This is a genomic window from Pseudomonas sp. zfem003, assembly GCF_032621675.1.
In the GTDB taxonomy this organism is placed as follows: Bacteria; Pseudomonadota; Gammaproteobacteria; order Pseudomonadales; family Pseudomonadaceae; genus Metapseudomonas; species Metapseudomonas otitidis.
Genome location: NZ_JAVYJG010000015.1, coordinates 10,821 through 26,957, shown reverse-complemented (window position 1 = coordinate 26,957; position 16,137 = coordinate 10,821). Strand labels below are relative to the sequence as shown.

The 16,137-nt window shown below is 68.6% G+C and carries 12 protein-coding genes; 3 read left to right on the top strand and 9 right to left on the bottom strand.

All coding sequences use genetic code 11. The features are described 5' to 3' along the window. Complete coding sequence (locus RTK35_RS29220; RefSeq protein WP_074967311.1) at window positions 1-1,191, top strand: EAL domain-containing protein; 1,191 nt, start codon at window positions 1-3, stop codon at window positions 1,189-1,191. On the opposite strand, the gene RTK35_RS29215 is transcribed toward RTK35_RS29220, so the two are convergent. Next, window positions 1,185-4,817 carry a transporter substrate-binding domain-containing protein gene (locus RTK35_RS29215; protein ID WP_316909622.1) on the bottom strand — a complete coding sequence of 1,211 codons (3,633 nt, stop codon included), beginning with the start codon at window positions 4,815-4,817 and terminating at the stop codon, window positions 1,185-1,187. The two genes, RTK35_RS29220 and RTK35_RS29215, sit on opposite strands and share 7 nt — an antisense overlap. 450 nt (window positions 4,818-5,267) lie before the next feature. On the opposite strand from RTK35_RS29215, the gene RTK35_RS29210 reads away from it, so the two are divergent. Beyond that, the gene (locus RTK35_RS29210; protein ID WP_044409178.1) at window positions 5,268-5,900 is read left to right on the top strand and encodes a response regulator transcription factor; all 633 of its coding nucleotides are present in this window, start codon (window positions 5,268-5,270) and stop codon (window positions 5,898-5,900) included. A gap of 40 nt (window positions 5,901-5,940) precedes the next feature. On the opposite strand, the gene RTK35_RS29205 is transcribed toward RTK35_RS29210, so the two are convergent. The 4 genes from RTK35_RS29205 to choX all read right to left on the bottom strand — a co-directional run bounded on the left by RTK35_RS29205 (window position 5,941) and on the right by choX (window position 9,396). Beyond that, window positions 5,941-6,420, bottom strand: a complete 480-nt coding sequence (locus RTK35_RS29205; RefSeq protein ID WP_316909621.1) for a thioesterase family protein — start codon at window positions 6,418-6,420, stop codon at window positions 5,941-5,943. A gap of 34 nt (window positions 6,421-6,454) precedes the next feature. Continuing rightward, window positions 6,455-7,420 (bottom strand): L-carnitine dehydrogenase, encoded by a 966-nt coding sequence (locus RTK35_RS29200; RefSeq protein WP_222900783.1) that lies wholly within the window; start codon window positions 7,418-7,420, stop codon window positions 6,455-6,457. Between the two features lie 80 nt (window positions 7,421-7,500). Continuing rightward, on the bottom strand, window positions 7,501-8,388 hold the full coding sequence (locus RTK35_RS29195) for a 3-keto-5-aminohexanoate cleavage protein (RefSeq protein WP_044409188.1): 888 nt from the start codon (window positions 8,386-8,388) through the stop codon (window positions 7,501-7,503). A gap of 72 nt (window positions 8,389-8,460) precedes the next feature. Next, entirely contained in the window at window positions 8,461-9,396 is a 936-nt protein-coding gene (gene choX / locus RTK35_RS29190) for a choline ABC transporter substrate-binding protein (protein WP_316909620.1), read from the bottom strand. Window positions 9,397-9,651: 255 nt separating this feature from the next. Between choX and RTK35_RS29185 the strand changes: the two genes are divergently transcribed. Continuing rightward, window positions 9,652-10,608: a GlxA family transcriptional regulator gene (locus RTK35_RS29185; RefSeq protein WP_316909619.1), complete on the top strand. Its 957-nt coding sequence runs from the start codon at window positions 9,652-9,654 to the stop codon at window positions 10,606-10,608. A gap of 355 nt (window positions 10,609-10,963) precedes the next feature. On the opposite strand, the gene RTK35_RS29180 is transcribed toward RTK35_RS29185, so the two are convergent. From RTK35_RS29180 to RTK35_RS29165, 4 genes are read right to left on the bottom strand one after another with little or no spacing between them, the layout of a single operon-like run. Next, entirely contained in the window at window positions 10,964-11,185 is a 222-nt protein-coding gene (locus RTK35_RS29180) for a formate dehydrogenase subunit delta (RefSeq protein WP_044409197.1), read from the bottom strand. Next, a complete protein-coding gene (gene fdhF, locus RTK35_RS29175; RefSeq protein WP_044409199.1) occupies window positions 11,182-14,058 on the bottom strand; it encodes a formate dehydrogenase subunit alpha in 2,877 nt (958 codons plus the stop codon). The genes RTK35_RS29180 and fdhF overlap by 4 nt, the downstream gene beginning before the upstream one ends. Further along, window positions 14,055-15,611, bottom strand: coding sequence for a formate dehydrogenase beta subunit (locus RTK35_RS29170; protein ID WP_316909618.1), 1,557 nt, complete (start codon window positions 15,609-15,611; stop codon window positions 14,055-14,057). Before RTK35_RS29170 ends, fdhF begins: the two co-directional genes overlap by 4 nt. Next, complete coding sequence (locus tag RTK35_RS29165) at window positions 15,605-16,087, bottom strand: formate dehydrogenase subunit gamma (protein ID WP_316909617.1); 483 nt, start codon at window positions 16,085-16,087, stop codon at window positions 15,605-15,607. Before RTK35_RS29165 ends, RTK35_RS29170 begins: the two co-directional genes overlap by 7 nt. Between the last annotated feature and the right edge of the window lie 50 nt (window positions 16,088-16,137).

Here is a 16,137-nt window from a genome sequence, read left to right as displayed (position 1 = left end):
ATGAAGAACATCAGCATTCTGGTTCTGGAAGACGAACCCTTCCAGCGCCTGATCGCCGTCACCGCCTTGCAGAAGCTGGGGGTCCAGCGCATCCACCAGGCCGGCGATGGCGCCAGCGCCCTGGCCGAACTGCAGAGCTGCGGCGGCGTCGATGTCGTGCTGTGCGACCTGCGCATGTCGGGCATGGACGGCCTCGCCTTCCTCCGCCACGCCAGCCATTCCGGCGCCGTGCGCTCGGTGATCCTCAGCAGTGCCGTGGAAGCGCCCCTGCGCCAGGCCACCCAATCGATGATCCGTACCCTCGGGCTGGAATGCCTGGGTGACCTGGGCAAGCCCTTCGACATCGAGCGGGCCGCGCAACTGCTGGCCCGCTACGAAGCCAACCAGGCCCGTGGGCTGGGCGAGCCGGAAGTCCTCGAACTGCCCTCCCGCGACGAACTGCTGGAAGGCCTGGAACTGGGCCAGTTCGAGGCCTGGTTCCAGCCCAAGGTGGACCTGCGCAGCGGCGAACTGATCGGCGCCGAGGCCCTGGCCCGCTGGCGCCACCCGCAGCACGGCGTGCTGATGCCCGCGCAGTTCCTGCAGATGATGGAGGCCCACGGCCTGATCAACCGCATGTTCTGGCAGATCTTCCGCCAGGGCCTGGAGCTGCAGCGCTGCCTCGCTCGCGAGGGCCGCTCGCTGAACATCGCCTTCAACCTCCAGCCCGGCCAACTGAGCGACAACGCCCTCCCCGAGCGGGTCCGCGAATACCTGGAAGAAGCCGGCCTGCCCGCCGATGGCATCACCTTCGAAGTCACCGAGACCGGCCTGTTCAGCGCCCCGACCACCAGCCTGGAGAACCTCGTTCGCCTGCGTATGATGGGTTGCGGCCTGTCGATGGACGACTTCGGCACCGGCTACTCCTCCCTCGACCGCCTCTGCGACCTGCCCTTCAGCCAGGTGAAGCTGGACGCCGGTTTCGCCCGCAAGCTCACCAGCCAGCCCCGCAGCGGCGCGGTGATCAGCAGCGCGGTGGCGCTGGCCAAGGCCATGGACATCAGCCTGATCATCGAAGGCATCGAGACCCGCCAGCAGCGCGAGCGCCTGCTGTCCCTGGGCTGCACCGAAGGCCAGGGCTTCCTCTTCTCGCGGCCGCTGGCCCGTCCGGACTTCGACCGCCTGCTGGTGGAGCGCCCGACGCTTCACTGAAGCTCCGGCATCTGCTGGAGCAGGCCACGCTCCAAGGCATCCAGGGCACGCCGCACAGCCTCCACGCCGGCCTCGAGGGCCTCGGTGCGCGGCCGTTCCACCACGCTGGCCCGCGACAGGTACTCGCAGGCCTCGATCACCTGGGTGGCCTTGATCACCCGCGCTGCGCCCTTGAGCCGGTGGGCCAGCTCGAACAGCGCCGAGGCGTCGCGCTGGCGGACCTGCTCTTCCAGCGCGGCGAGGTCGCGTCGGTTGGTGTTGAGCAACTCCCGCAGCAGGTTCACCGCCAGGCCCGGGTCGCCACCGGTCAAGGGTGCCAGGGGGCTCAGGTCGAACAGCGCCGCAGCCTCGCCCGCCGGCGGCTCGACCGGCGCGGGTGAGGCGCCCGGGGCACCGCCGAGCTTTTCCTCCAGCAGGTCCAGCCCGATGGGCTTGACCAGGCAATCGTCCATCCCGGCCTTGAGGCCGCGCTCCACTTCTTCCTGCTGGGCGTCGGCGGTCAGTCCGAGGATCAGGGCCGGCACGCGCCCCTGCTGGCGCTCGTCCTCGCGGATGGCGCGGGCCAGGTCTGCCCCGTTCATGCGTGGCATGTGGCAGTCGGTGGCAACGACGTCGAAGGGCTGCTCGTGCCAACGCGCCAGAGCATCCACCCCGTCCGCCGCCTCCACCACTGTATGGCCCAGGTAGGCGAGTTGCTGGGCGAGGATCTGCCGGTTCACCGGGTGGTCGTCCACCACCAGCACTTTCAGCCTCCGCCGGGCCTGGGCCTCCTCCTGGCGGGCGATTTCCATCAGCGGGATCGGGTCGAGCCGCAGCAGGCGCAACTCCACGTCCACCCGGGTGCCACGCCCGAGGGCGCTGTCCAGGGTCAGGCGGCCGCCCATCATTTCGCAGAGTGAGCGGCAGATCACCAGCCCCAGCCCTGCCCCTTCCATCGCCCCGGTGCTGCGCTGTACCTGCTCGAAGGGCTGGAACAGGCGCTCCTGGTCCGCCGGGTCGATGCCGATGCCGGTGTCCGCCACGCTGAGGTAGACGTGCAACTGGTCGGACTCGCCATCCTCGCCATGGATGCGCACGCTGACGCTGCCTTCACGGGTGAACTTGATGGCGTTGCTGACCAGGTTGGACAGCACCTGCTTGAAGCGCATGCCGTCCACCAGCACATCGCCCTGGATGCCGCCATCGATGTCCAGGTTCAGCACCAGCCCCTTCTGCCGCGCCAAACCGTCGAACACCCGCGCCACCGACTCCACCAGCTCCCGCAGGTTGGCCCGGCGCGGTGACAGGCTGAGCCGACCGGACTCGATGCGGGCGATGTCGAGGATGTCGCCGATCAGCTCCAGCAAGCCCTTCGCCGAGGTGTAGGCCACCTCGATGCTGGCCGGGTCGATGGGACGGTCGGCCGCACGCTTGAGCGCCAGTTCGAGGATGCCGATCACCGCATTCATCGGCGTGCGGATCTCGTGGCTCATGGTGGCAAGGAAGGTGGTCTTGGCGCGGCTGGCCGCATCGGCCATGTTCTTCGCCGCTTCCAGCTCCAGCACCAGGTTGTGGTGCTCGGTGAGGTCCAGCCAGCCGCAGATCACTCCACGGGTGACCCCGGTGGAATCCTGGAAGGGCTGGATCCAGTGCTCGATCCACAGGGTGCGACCGCCCAGGGACAGCTCATGCACCGAGCGCTGCAGCTGCCCTTCGGCAATCGCCTGCAGTTGCCGCTGGTGGAATTCGGCGGCGTCCGGGAAATCCACCGGCAGTTCGGTCACCGTCAGGCCGATCACCGCCTCGCGGGGCAGGCCAAGGGTCTGCAGGTAGCTGCGGTTGCACGACAGCAGGCGCCCTTCGGTGTCCCGCACGTAGACCGGCGGCGGCATGCTGTCGATCAAGGTTTCGATGAAGCGCAGCTCATCCTGCAACTGGCGCTCGGCGAGCTGGCGCCGGCGCACCTGGCGCCGCAGGTGCAGCACCCAGGCCAGCACAAGCAGCAGGAGCACCGCCGCACCGATGATGATTCGCTGGATGAGCACACCGTAGTCGCGCCAGGTCTGCGGGCTCATGCCCGGCATGCCGCGCCAGCGGTTGGCCGTGGCGGCCAGCTCGTCGGGCGACAGCTCGGCCAGCGCCCGGTCGAGGATCGCCTGCAGCTCGGTATCGCCCCGACGCACCGCGAAGTTGGCCGTGGCCGGCCCCACCGGCGCCACCTGGGCGATGGCCAGGCGGCCCTGGAACATCCGCACCAGGTAATAGCGGGCCACCGGAAGCCCCACCAGGGCGGCATCGGCGCGGCCGGTGTCGACACTGTGCAAGGCATCCAGGGTCGAACCGGGTTCCACCAGTTCCGCCTTGGGGAAGGCACGGCGGATCGCCTCCCGCGCCACATGGCCGCGCCCCAAGGCGAGCACGCGACCGGACAGGTCCCCCACCGACTCGCCGAGGCCATCGGCGCCGGAACGGGTGACCAGCACGAAGGGGCTGCTGGTGATCGGCCGGGTGAAACGCAGCAGGGTTTCCCGCTCATGGTCCTGCGTCAGCAGCCCCACATCCGCCAGGCCGGATGTCAGGGCGTCGATCTGGCCGGCGTAGCCGCCGGTGCGGCTGACGGCCTCGAAGCGCAGCCCGGTACGCAGCCGCACCAGGTCCAGCAGCTCGGCGATGATGCCCTGGAACTGCCCGTTGCCATCGAAGAAGGCCAGGGGCGCCAGGTCGTCGTCCACTGCCACGCGCACCACCGGATGACGCTGCACCCAGCGCGCCTCCTCCGGGGTGAGCACCATGCGCTCGGCCGCCGGCATCACACCGTTGCCCACCCAGCGGCGAGCGATCTCGTCCAGGCGCGAGCGACCGACTGCACGCAGTGCCCCATCGATCCCCCGCAGCAGTTGCGGGTCGGACTGACGCACCACGAAGGCCAGCTCGCCGCCGGGCCAATCCACATAGCGCTCGAAACGCACCGTGCCGTAGAAGGCGCGGTTCAGCAGGTAGTAGACCGGCACCACATCGGCCAGCAGCAGGTCCGCACGGCCGAAGGCGGCATCGGCGACGCCCTCTTCCACCGTGTCGACCGGCAGCACCTGGGCGGACGGGAACAGCGCCACGGCATCGCCGTGCCCCGGCGTGTAGGCCACCTTCAGGTCCTTGAGGTCATCGGGAAACTCGCGACGGTCATCGCCACGGCGGAACAACGCCAGCCGGCTGGAGCCGTAGGCCAGGCTGCGGGCAAGCCCCGGCTCCTGCTCGCCATGGCTGTCGGCACCGAACAGGTCGATGTCCCCGGCCAGCAGCGCCTTCTCCAGCGCCGCACGGTCGGGGTAGGCACGCAGGCGGATCTGCAGACCGAGCATCTGCCCCAGCAGCGCGGCCGCATCCGGCGTCATGCCCTGGTAGGCCCCCTGCCCCTGGACGATCTCCAGGGGCGGATACCCCTGGGCCAGCACGCCCATGACCAACTCCCGCCGCTGGCGCAACCAGTGCCAGTCGGATTCGGAAATTTCCAGCTCCTGCTGGTCCACCACCACCTGGCTGGACAGCGAGAGGGCGCGCCCTTCCTCGGCCAGGACGACACCGCCGAACGACAGGCACAGCAAAGACAGGCACAGGGAGAGTGTGCGGAGGACGGAAATACGGGACACAGACCCACCTGCAGGGAAAAGAGGTGTCGGGGAAACCTTAGTTCAAGAGCAGACAGGCGACCCTAAGGGGGCGTACATAAAAGTAATACCTACATGTCTTGTAGGAAACTTCCCAAAAGACCAATCCCGCCGCGCACCGCAAATATAATCCGCGCTCTACATGCTTAGCCAAACTTTTTAAGCCGCCTCATCAGACGGATAAATCAGGTCGTACAAGTTAGCCGGGCAGAAAAACGAAGTATTCGGAATAGTCCGAAAGACAGCGAGCAAGATTCTGAGAAGAATCGCTCAATGCCAACTTGATCGACATCGCGCTCGGGCCCATACCCCCGTCGTTCGCGGTCAGGACGGCAAAAGACCGATCCTTTAACACACCTATACGGCAAGTTCCCGAAGGCTTCCGTGCGCCTTCCTATTGAATTGAGAAACTTGAGCAGGAGAACCAACCAGATGAGCAAGATTCTGCTGATCGACAACCAGCCCATGATTCGTTTCGCGACTCGCGTACTGCTGGAACGCGAAGGTTATGAAATCGTCGGTGAAACCGAAAACGGCGTGGAAGGCCTCAGCATGGCCCGCTCCCTGCGCCCCGACCTGGTCATTCTCGACATCGCCATTCCCAAGCTCGACGGCCTGGAAGTGCTGGGGCGCCTCAGCGCGATGGACGTGAACCTCAAGCTGCTGGTGCTCACCTCGCTGCCGGCCGCGCTGTATGCCAACCGCTGCCTGCAGGCCGGCGCCACCGGCTACCTCTCCAAGCAGGAGCAGGCCGTGAGCCTGATCTCCGCCACCCGCTCGGTGCTCTCCGGCTACAGCCTGTTCCCCAGCACCGTGCACCTGCCCTCCGGCGCCCAGGAAGGCGGCAGCCCGAACGACAGCCAGTTGCTGGACAGCCTCTCCGACCGTGAGCTGGCCGTGCTGCAGAACCTGGCCAACGGCAAGAACAACAAGGAAATCGCCGAGCAGCTGTTCATCAGCCACAAGACGGTCAGCACCTACAAGTCCCGCCTGATGGACAAGCTGAAGACCCGCAACCTGGTGGACCTCATCGACTTCGCCCGCCGCTACGCCTTGCCGACCTGACCCCGCGCCGAGCCCCGGCCCCTGCGCCGGGGCGCCGCCTTCATCGCGAAGACGGCAGCCCGATCACCCGCCCCACATACGCCGGCAGCGGACACGCCCGGTGCCCCTCGAACAACGCCCCGACCCGTTCCGCCACCCTGGGTGCGAACGCACAGGAGCGCGCCGTGGCGGCGTCCACGTTCATCAGCATCTGCTCACTGGCTGCGAGCATCACCGGTTCGTCCGGCCGGTGGAGGCTGTGGTGGATGTGCAGGCGCTTGGCGTCCACGCCCAGTACCTGGGTGTGCACCTCCACCGCTTCATCCAGTTTCACTTCCGCCAGGAAGTTCAGGTGGCACTCCAGCGTGTACAGCGTGTGGCCGGTCTCCGCGCGCCCGCCCTCGTCGAGGCCGATCACCTCCATCAGCGCATCGGTGGCGTAGCTGAAGACCAGCAGGTAGAACGCATCGCGCAGGTGGCCGTTGTAGTCCACCCACTCGGCGGGAATGCGCGTGCGGTAGGTCACCAGGGGGTTGCTCATGTCCGGGCTCCACTCCATCGAAAGACCATGCCGGCTACTCCGCGAAGGCGAAGCCATGGCGGGCCTTGGTGTCCTTGATCGCCGCCAGCACCGCCAGCAGGCAGTCGTCCCGGTAGCGTTCCAGCTCGGCGATGCTGCGCTCGCCCTGCTGCACCGCCGTGCCTTCCACCACCCTGTCGATCAGCGTCTCGGTCAGCTCCGGTGCCGGCAGGTAGGTCCAGGGCAGTTGCAGGGCCGGCCCGAACTGCGCCATGAAGTGGCGCATCCCCGCGTTGCCGCCGGCCAGGGTGTAGGTGAGGAAGGTGCCCATGAAGGACCAACGCAACCCTGCGCCGAAGCGGATCGCATCGTCGATCTCCCCGGTGCTGGCCACACCGTCGTTGACCAGGTGCAGCGCCTCGCGCCACAGCGCCTCCAGCAGGCGATCGGCGATGAAGCCCGGCACCTCCTTGCGCACGTGCAGCGGGCGCATGCCCAGTGCGCTGTAGACCTGGATCGCCGCCTGCACCGCCTCCGGCGCCGTCTTCTCCCCGCCCACCACCTCCACCAGCGGCAGCAGGTAGACCGGGTTGAACGGGTGCCCCACCACGCAGCGCTCCGGGTGCTGCGCGTCGGCGTAGAACTCGCTGGGCAGCAGACCCGAAGTGCTGGAACCGATGATCACGTCCGGGCGCGCCGCCGCGCTGATCTGCGCATGCAGCGCCAACTTCAGCTCCAGGCGTTCGGGAGCACTCTCCTGGATGAAGTCGGCGTCCCGCACGCACTCTTCGACGGTGTCGACGAAACGCAGGCGCGCCTGGGACGCACCCGGCGCCAGGCCCTGCTTCTCCAGGGCCGGCCAGGCATTGGCGATGCGGGCCCGCAGCGCGGCCTCGGCACCCGGTGCCGGGTCCCAGGCGACGACGTCCAGCCCGTGGGCCAGGGCGCGGGCGACCCAGCCGCTGCCGATCACGCCGCTGCCAAGGGCGGCGAAGGTTCTGATGTGAGTGGTGAAGGCCATGGTGGCTCCTGATCCTGTGTCGGTTGACGCTGCGTCCCAGGGCTGAAGCCCGGGCTACGGCGTATGAATGAGGGATTTGCTCAGCCGCGGCGCTTGAGGTTCATCTTCTCGCGGCCCTCGGCCGGGCTCAGGGCACGGCCGCCCAGGCGCTCGATGATCTCGATGGCCCGCTCTACCAATTGCCCGTTGCTGGCGTGCACGCCCCGGTCCAGCCAGATGTTGTCCTCCAGGCCGACCCGCACGTTGCCGCCCAGCAGCATCGCCTGGGCCACCATCGGCATCTGCATGCGGCCGATGCCGAAGCCGGCCCAGGTCAGGCCGGGCGGCAGGTTGTCGGCCATGGCCTTCATGGTCGTGGTGTCCGCCGGCGCCCCCCACGGAATCCCCAGGCAGATCTGGATCAACGGGTCCTCCAGCAGCCCTTCCTTGAGCATCTGCTTGGCGAACCACAGGTGGCCGGTGTCGAAGATCTCCAGCTCGGCCTTCACCCCCAGCTCGGTGATGCGCCTGGCGCCCGCCCGCAGCTGGGCCGGGGTGGACACGTAGATGAAGTCGCCATCGCCGAAGTTCAGCGTCCCGCAGTCCAGGGTGCAGATCTCCGGCAGCAGTTCCTCCACATGGGCCAGGCGCTCCAGCGGCCCCACCAGGTCGGTGCCGGCGCCGAACTCCAGCGGCTGCTCGCCCTTGCCGATCTCCAGGTCCCCGCCCATGCCGGCGGTGAGGTTGATGATCACGTCGGTGTCGCTCTCGCGGATGCGCTCCACCACCTCGCGGTACAGCGCCACGTCGCGGCTCGGCTTGCCGGTACGCGGGTCGCGCACATGGCAGTGGGCGACGGTGGCGCCCGCCTTGGCCGCCTCGATGGCGGCGGCGGCGATCTCCTTCGGGGTGACGGGAATGGCCGGGTGCTTGCCGACGGTATCGCCGGCGCCGGTGACGGCGCAGGTGACGATGACTTCATGGTTCACGGTGGATTCATCCTTCTGCGAGGCGATCGGAAACCGTGCACGGGCGAACCCGCGCACCGGGGTTGAACGGCATTACTTCAGGGAGGCGACGGCCTGGTCGCTGCTGCGGCCATCAAAGGTGGTCACGCCCTCCAGCCAGCCCTTGACCACCGTCGGATTGGCCTTGAGCCACTCGCGGGCCACCTTGCCCGGCTCCTGGCGCTCCATGATCGGCTGCATCAGCTGCGCCTCCTGGTCGCTGGTGAAGCGCAGGCTGGTAACCAGCCGGTTGGCATTGGGGCAACGCTGGGCGAAGTCCGGCGCGGTCACGGTGGAGACGGTGGCGGCGCCGTCGTTGGGGCCGAACACGTCCTCGCTGCCGGTCAGGTAGGTCACCGGCATCTGGATGTTCATCGGGTGCGGCTTCCAGCCGAAGAACACCACCGGCTTGTGGTTCTTCACCGCACGCTTCACCGCCGTCAGCATCGCCGCCTCGCTGGACTCCACCAGCTTGAAGCCGCCCAGGCCGAACTGGTTGCCATCGATCATCTTCTGGATCGCCAGGTTGGCACCGGAACCGGACTCGATGCCGTAGATCTTGCCGCCGAGCTGGTCCTTGAAACGGGCGATATCGGCGAAGGTGCGCAGCCCCTGCTCGGCGGTGTAGGTGGGTACCGCCAGCACCGCCACGGCATCGCCCAGGGACGGCTGGGCCGCCACCTTCACGGCACCGCTGTCGAGGAAGGGCTTGATGTTGTCGTCCATGATCGGCTTCCAGTAGCCGAGGAACACGTCCACCTGCTTCTTCTGGATACCCGCGAAGATGATCTGCTGCGACGCCTGGGTCTGGCTGGTCTGGTAACCCAGGCTGCCCAGCAACTCGTTGGCGACGGCGGAGGTGGCGACCACGTCGGTCCAGCCCACCACGCCCATGCGGATCTTCTGGCAACTGGCGTCGTCGGCGGCGAATGCAGCGGTGTGGGACAGGGCGAACAAACAGCAACCAGCGAATGCGGTAAGACGTTTCATCGATGCTCCCCTTGCGGCCATGCGGCTTTCTACTTGTTGTTCAGGAGGCCGGGGTCGACGGCTCCAGGCACGCTCGACCCGCCCGGCGACTCCATCCGTGCTCGGGCGCCACGTCAACCCGATGGACACAACTTACGCAGCGCCCGCCCCACCGATTCGAACCAGAACGACCACCTCTAGGACAGAAACGACCTCCCCGCTTGCAGCCGCCGCGCAGCTGGTTTTTAACTGCTCATCGCCTCGTGGACCCCGCCCATGACCCAGACCTTCGGCTTCCTGCTGCTGCCCGGCTTCTCGATGATGGGCCTCATGTCGGCGGTGGAGCCGCTGCGGGTGGCCAACCGCTTCCGCGGCGAGTTGTACCGCTGGCGCCTGCTCAGTGCCGACGGCGGCCCGGTGGCCGGCAGCAATGGCATGTCGCTCAACGTGGATGGTGGCCTGGAGGCCCCGGCCGTCGGGGATTGCCTGCTGGTGGTGGCTGGCTTCGAGCCGCTGGCCACCTTCAACCCGCGCCTGTCCCACTGGCTCAACCGCGCCGAAGCCGACGGCGTGCGCCTGGGCGGCATCGACACCGGCAGCTTCGTGCTGGCCGAGGCCGAACTGTTCGAGCGCCAGCGCCTGACCCTGCACTGGGAGGCCATCGACGCCTTTCGCGAGCGCTACCCGTCGCTGACCGTCACCCAGGAGCTGTTCGAGATCGACGGGCGCCGCATCACCAGCGCCGGCGGTACCGCCAGCCTCGACCTGATGCTCACGCTGATCGCCCGCCAGCACGGCGAGGCCCTGGCGTTGAAGGTGTCGGAACAGTTCGTGCTCGGCCGCATCCGCTCCCAGCAGGACCACCAGCGCATGCAGATCGCCAGCCGCTTCAACGTGCACAACCGCAAGCTGGTGCAGGTGATCGGCGAGATGGAGCGCCACAGCGAGACGCCGCTGTCGACCTGCACCCTGGCCGAGCGCGTGGGCGTCACCCCGCGCCAGCTGGAACGGCTGTTCCGCCTGCACCTGAAGGACACGCCGACCCGTTTCTACCTAGGCCTGCGCCTGGAAAAGGCCCGGCAGCTGCTGCGCCAGACCGACATGGGCGTGCTGGACGTGGCCCTGGCCTGCGGCTTCGAGTCCTCCAGCTACTTCTCCCGCTGCTACCGCCAGCGCTTCGACACCACCCCGAGCCGCGACCGGCACGAACACCCGGACCCGCCGCTGCGATAAAGCGGCACAGCGGGCGTGGGATGGCGTTGAGCTGTGCGGAGCCCATCAGGGCCAGGCACGGCTCGGATGCGATGCGGTTCGCCGAGCTCACCGCATCCTACGGGTTATGCACACGGCGCCGCCTGGGGTGGGTCGCGCTCCACCGTCGGGCACCACGGGAACGCCCGAGTTTGGACAGCCTCGTAGGATGGGCTGAGCTGTGCGAAGCCCATCATTGCCAGGCTCGGTTCGGGATCGATGCGGTTCGCCAAGCTCACCGCATCCTACGGGTTGTGCATGCGGCCCCCGCGTACGGTGGATCGCGCTCCACCGTCGGGCGCAAAGGGAGCGCCCGGTGGCGTGCAGCACGATGCGGTTAAACCGCCCGCCCCTGCTCGGCCAGGGCGGCCTGCACCAGGGGGTGGAGGTTCTCGCCCTGGCGCTCCACCTGCCAGGCCATGAGCTCGATGCGCATGGCCGGGGTCCAGAAGTTCTGCAGGTGCTGCTGGACGCCTTTCACCGCCGCCTCCGGGTCCGGTTCGCTGCTGAAGAACTGGGCAATCTGGTTGGCCATCTTGATCAGGTTGTCTGTGCTCATCGGCGTGCCTCGACTCTCTCCGTCCTGCGGCGCTCCTTGAGCAGGCGCCGCTGTTCGTCACTGAACGCCTGATAGCGTTTCTGCCATTCGGAAGGCTGGAACACCTTCGTCACTTCCACCGCCGTCACCTTGTATTCCGGGCAGTTGGTGGCCCAGTCGGAGTTGTCGGTGGTGATCACGTTGGCCCCCGACTCGGGGAAGTGGAAGGTGGTGTACACCACCCCCGGCGCCACCCGCTCGGTCACCCGGGCACGCAGCACGGTCTGCCCCGCGCGGCTGCCCACGCCCACCCAGTCGCCCTCGGCGATGCCACGGCTCTCGGCGTCGCTGGGGTGGATCTCCAGGCGGTCCTCCTCGTGCCAGGCCACGTTGTCGGTGCGCCGGGTCTGCGCGCCGACGTTGTACTGGCTGAGGATGCGCCCGGTGGTGAGCAGCAGCGGGTAGCGGTTGTTCACCTTCTCCTCGGTGGGCACGTAGCCGGTCAGCATGAAGCGCCCCTTGCCACGCACGAAGGCGTCGATGTGCATGGTCGGCGTGCCATCCGGCGCGGCGTCGTTGCACGGCCATTGCAGGCTGCCGTGACGCTCCAGCTCGGCGTAGCTGACACGGCTGAAGGTCGGCGTGAGGCGGGCGATCTCGTCCATGATCTCCGACGGGTGCCGGTAGTCCATGCGGTAGCCCAGGGCATTGGCCAGGGCCACGGTGGCTTCCCAGTCGGCCTTGCCGCCCAGCGGCTCCATCACCTTGCGCACGCGGGAGATGCGTCGCTCGGCGTTGGTGAAGGTGCCGTCCTTCTCCAGGAAGGAGCTGCCGGGCAGGAACACGTGGGCGAACTTGGCGGTTTCGTTGAGGAAGATGTCCTGCACCACCACGCACTCCATGGCCGACAGCGCAGCGGTCACGTGCTGGGTGTTGGGGTCGCTCTGGGCGATGTCCTCGCCCTGGCAGTACAGCCCCTTGAAGCTGCCACCCAGGGCGGCCTCGAACATGTTGGGGATGCGCAGCCCCGGATCGGGCTGCAGGGTCACGCCCCAGGCCTGCTCGAACTGCGCCCGCACCGCCTCGTTGGAGACGTGGCGGTAGCCCGGCAGCTCATGGGGGAAGGAGCCCATGTCGCAGGAGCCCTGCACGTTGTTCTGCCCGCGCAGCGGGTTCACCCCGACACCCTCGCGGCCGACGTTGCCGGTGGCCATGGCGAGGTTGGCGATGCCCATCACCGCCGTGCTGCCCTGGCTGTGTTCGGTCACGCCCAGCCCGTAGTAGATGGCCGCGTTGCCGCCGGTGGCGTAGAGCCGGGCCGCCGCGCGGATGGCGTCCGGGGCTACGCCGCAGACCGGGCCCAGGGCCTCGGGGGCATGTTCGGGACGGCTGACGAACGCACTCCAGCGGGCGAAGTCGGCCGGCTCGCAGCGGGCGTCGACGAAGTCCTGCTTCACCAGCCCCTCGGTGACGATCACGTGGGCCAGGGCATTGAGCATGGCCACGTTGGTGCCCGGACGCAGCGCCAGGTGCAGCTCGGCGCGGGCATGGGGCGAGTCCACCAGGTCGATGCGGCGCGGGTCGATGACGATCAGCCGCGCGCCCTCGCGCAGGCGGCGCTTTAGCTGGGAGCCGAATACCGGGTGGGCGTCGGTGGGGTTGGCACCAATCACCAGGATGACGTCGGCCTGCATCACCGAGTCGAAGCTCTGGGTGCCGGCGGACTCGCCCAGGGTCTGCTTCAGCCCGTAGCCGGTGGGCGAGTGGCAGACGCGGGCGCAAGTGTCCACGTTGTTGTTGCCGAAGCCGGCGCGCACCAGCTTCTGCACCAGGTAGGTTTCCTCGTTGGTGCAGCGGCTGGAGGTGATGCCGCCAATGGCGTCGCGCCCGTACTGCAGCTGCAGGCGGCGGAACTCGCCGGCGGCGTAGTTCACCGCCTCCTCCCAGCTGACTTCCTGCCAGGGGTCGGTGATGCGCTTGCGGATCATCGGCTTGGTGATGCGGTCCGGGTGGGTGGCGTAGCCCCAGGCGAAGCGGCCCTTGACGCAGGAGTGGCCGTGGTTGGCCTGGCCGTTCTTGTCCGGGACCATGCGCACCAGCTCATTGCCCTTCATCTCCGCCCGGAAGGAGCAGCCCACGCCGCAATAGGCACAGGTGGTGATCACGCTGCGCTCCGGCTGGCCCATCTCCACCACGCTCTTCTCCATCAGCGTGGCGGTGGGGCAGGCCTGCACGCAGGCCCCGCAGGAGACGCATTCGGAGTCGAGGAAGTTCTCCCCGCCGGCCGCCGCCACGCGGGAGTCGAAGCCGCGCCCGTCGATCGTCAGGGCGAAGGTGCCCTGCACCTCCTCACACGCCCGCACGCAGCGGTTGCAGACGATGCACTTGCTCGGGTCGTAGTCGAAATAGGGGTTGGAGGTGTCCTTGGCATCGCTCAGGTGATTGGCCCCGTCATAGCCGTAGCGCACCTCGCGCAGGCCCACCTGGCCGGCCACGGTCTGCAGCTCGCAGTTGCCGTTGGCGGAGCAGGTGAGGCAGTCCAGCGGGTGGTCGGAGATGTACAGCTCCATGACGTTGCGCCGCAGGCTGGCGAGCTTGGGCGTCTGGGTGCGCACCACCATGCCTTCGGTCACCGGCGTGGTGCAGGAGGCGGGGTAGCCGCGCATGCCGTCGATTTCCACCAGGCACATGCGGCAGGAGCCGAAGGCCTCCAGGCTGTCGGTGGCGCAGAGCTTGGGAATGGTGGTGCCGAGCAGCGCGGCGGCACGCATCACCGAGGTGCCGGCAGGCACGCTGATTTCGCGGCCGTCGATGCTCAGGCTGACCTGCACCTCGCTCTGGCGGGCGGGGGTGCCCAGGTCGGTGTCCTTGGCGGGGTCGAAGATCTGGATCATTGCTCAGCCTCCGTGGGCGGCAGCCCGAAGTCGGCGGGGAAGTGCCTGAGGGCGCTGGTGACCGGGAAGGCGGTCATCCCGCCGAGGGCACAGAGCGAGCCGTAGGTCATGGTGTCGCAAAGGTCCTGCAGCAGCAGGGCCTGCTCCTCGCGGGCGGTGATGTCGGTGGCGGCGATCAGCCGATCCACCACTTCCACGCCCCGGGTCGAGCCGATGCGGCAGGGCGTGCACTTGCCGCAGGACTCCTCGGCGCAGAACTGCAGGGCGAAGCGCGCCATCTGCGCCATGTCCAGGCTGTCGTCGGCCACCACCACACCACCATGGCCGAGCATGGCGCCCATGGCGGCGAAGGCCTCGTAGTCCAGCGGGGTGTCGAACTGCGCGGGCGGCACCCAGGCCCCCAGGGGGCCGCCCACCTGGGCGGCCTTCACCGGCCGGCCACTGGCGCAGCCGCCGCCATAGGTCTCGATCAGCTCCCGCAGGGTCAGGCCGAAGGCCCGCTCCACCAGGCCGCCGTGACGGACGTTTCCGGCCAGCTGGAAGGGCATGGTGCCCAGGGAGCGGCCCATGCCGAAGTCACGGTAGAACGCCGCGCCCCGGGCCAGGATGAGCGGCACCGAGGTCAGCGTCAGCACGTTGTGCACCAGCGTCGGCTGGCCGAACAGGCCTTGCAGCGCCGGCAGCGGCGGCTTGGCGCGGACCACGCCGCGCTTGCCTTCCAGGGAGTCCAGCAGCGCGGTTTCCTCGCCGCAGATGTAAGCCCCGGCGCCGACCCGCACCTCCAGCTCGAAGGGCCGGCCGCTGCCGGCCACGTCCGCACCGAGGTAGCCGGCATCACGGGCCAGCACGATGGCGCCGCGCAGGACCTCCACCGCCTGGGGGTACTCGGAGCGCACGTAGATGTAGCCCTGGCTGGCGCCGACGGCGAGGCCGGCGATGGCCATGCCCTCGATCAGCAGGAAGGGGTCGCCCTCCATCAGCATGCGGTCGGCGAAGGTGCCGGAGTCCCCCTCGTCGGCGTTGCACACCACGTACTTCTGCTCGGCGACGGCGCCACGCACCGTGCGCCACTTGATGCCGGCGGGGAAGGCGGCACCACCGCGCCCCCGCAGGCCGGAATCCAGCACCGCGGTGACGATCTCGTCACCGCTCAGCGCCACGGCGCGGGCCAGGCCTTCGAAGCCGCCGTGGGTACGGTAGTCGTCCAGGGACAGCGGCCGGGTGATGCCGGCACGGGCGAAGAGCAGCCGCTGCTGGGTCTTCAGGTAGGGCAGCTCCTCCACCGCCCCCAGGGCCAGGGGATGCTGGCCGTCATCGGCCAGGGCGTCGAGCAGGCCGGGCACGTCGGCTTCGCTGACCGGGCCGAAGCCCTGGCGACCCTCGGCCCCGTCCAGCTCCACCAGCGGCTCCAGCCAGTAGAGGCCACGGGAACTGGTGCGACGCACCTCCAGCGGCAACTGCCGGCGCGCAGCCTCGGCCACCAGGGCGTCGGCCACGGCATCGGCGCCCACCGCGCGGGCGACGGAATCACAGGGGATGCACAGCCTCAGCATGAGCCGTCCTCCAGGCAACCCTGCACCAGTGCGTGCAGGCGTTCAGGGGTCAGCCGGGCGTGGACCTTGCCGTCCACCTCGACCGCCGGGGAGCAGGCGCAGGCGCCCAGGCAATAGACCGGGCGCAGGCTGACGCGGCCATCGGCAAGGGTGCCGTGGTCGTCCAGCCGCAGTTGCTCGCGCAGTTGCGCCGCCAGGGCTTCGGCGCCCCGGCTCTGGCAGGACTCGGCACGGCACAGGCGCACGGTGTGGCGTGCCGGCGGGGCGGTGCGGAAGTCGTGGTAGAAGCTGATCACCCCATTGACCTCGGCCTGGCTGAGGTTGAGGGCGTGGGCGATCTCGGGGATGGCGAGGGCGGGAATGTAGCCGGCGCCCTCCTGGATGGCATGCAGGATCGGCAGCAGGGCACCGGGGGTGTCCTTCTCCCGCGCCAGCACGCGCTGAATCAGAGGCAGGTGAAGCGTCTCATCAGGCATACAGCGTTCCTCGGCTCCACAGGCCGGGCGCTGGGCGCCTGGGCCTGGAG

What these genes read in the sequence shown, in the direction of transcription:
- RTK35_RS29185 (WP_316909619.1), top strand. Translation starts at nt 9,652, where the DNA reads ATGACCCAGACCTTCGGCTTCCTGCTGCTGCCCGGCTTCTCGATGATG.
- RTK35_RS29210 (WP_044409178.1), top strand. Translation starts at nt 5,268, where the DNA reads ATGAGCAAGATTCTGCTGATCGACAACCAGCCCATGATTCGTTTCGCG.
- RTK35_RS29165 (WP_316909617.1), bottom strand. Translation starts at nt 16,087, where the DNA reads ATGCCTGATGAGACGCTTCACCTGCCTCTGATTCAGCGCGTGCTGGCG.
- RTK35_RS29170 (WP_316909618.1), bottom strand. Translation starts at nt 15,611, where the DNA reads ATGCTGAGGCTGTGCATCCCCTGTGATTCCGTCGCCCGCGCGGTGGGC.
- RTK35_RS29205 (WP_316909621.1), bottom strand. Translation starts at nt 6,420, where the DNA reads ATGAGCAACCCCCTGGTGACCTACCGCACGCGCATTCCCGCCGAGTGG.
- RTK35_RS29200 (WP_222900783.1), bottom strand. Translation starts at nt 7,420, where the DNA reads ATGGCCTTCACCACTCACATCAGAACCTTCGCCGCCCTTGGCAGCGGC.
- RTK35_RS29220 (WP_074967311.1), top strand. Translation starts at nt 1, where the DNA reads ATGAAGAACATCAGCATTCTGGTTCTGGAAGACGAACCCTTCCAGCGC.
- choX (WP_316909620.1), bottom strand. Translation starts at nt 9,396, where the DNA reads ATGAAACGTCTTACCGCATTCGCTGGTTGCTGTTTGTTCGCCCTGTCC.
- RTK35_RS29180 (WP_044409197.1), bottom strand. Translation starts at nt 11,185, where the DNA reads ATGAGCACAGACAACCTGATCAAGATGGCCAACCAGATTGCCCAGTTC.
- fdhF (WP_044409199.1), bottom strand. Translation starts at nt 14,058, where the DNA reads ATGATCCAGATCTTCGACCCCGCCAAGGACACCGACCTGGGCACCCCC.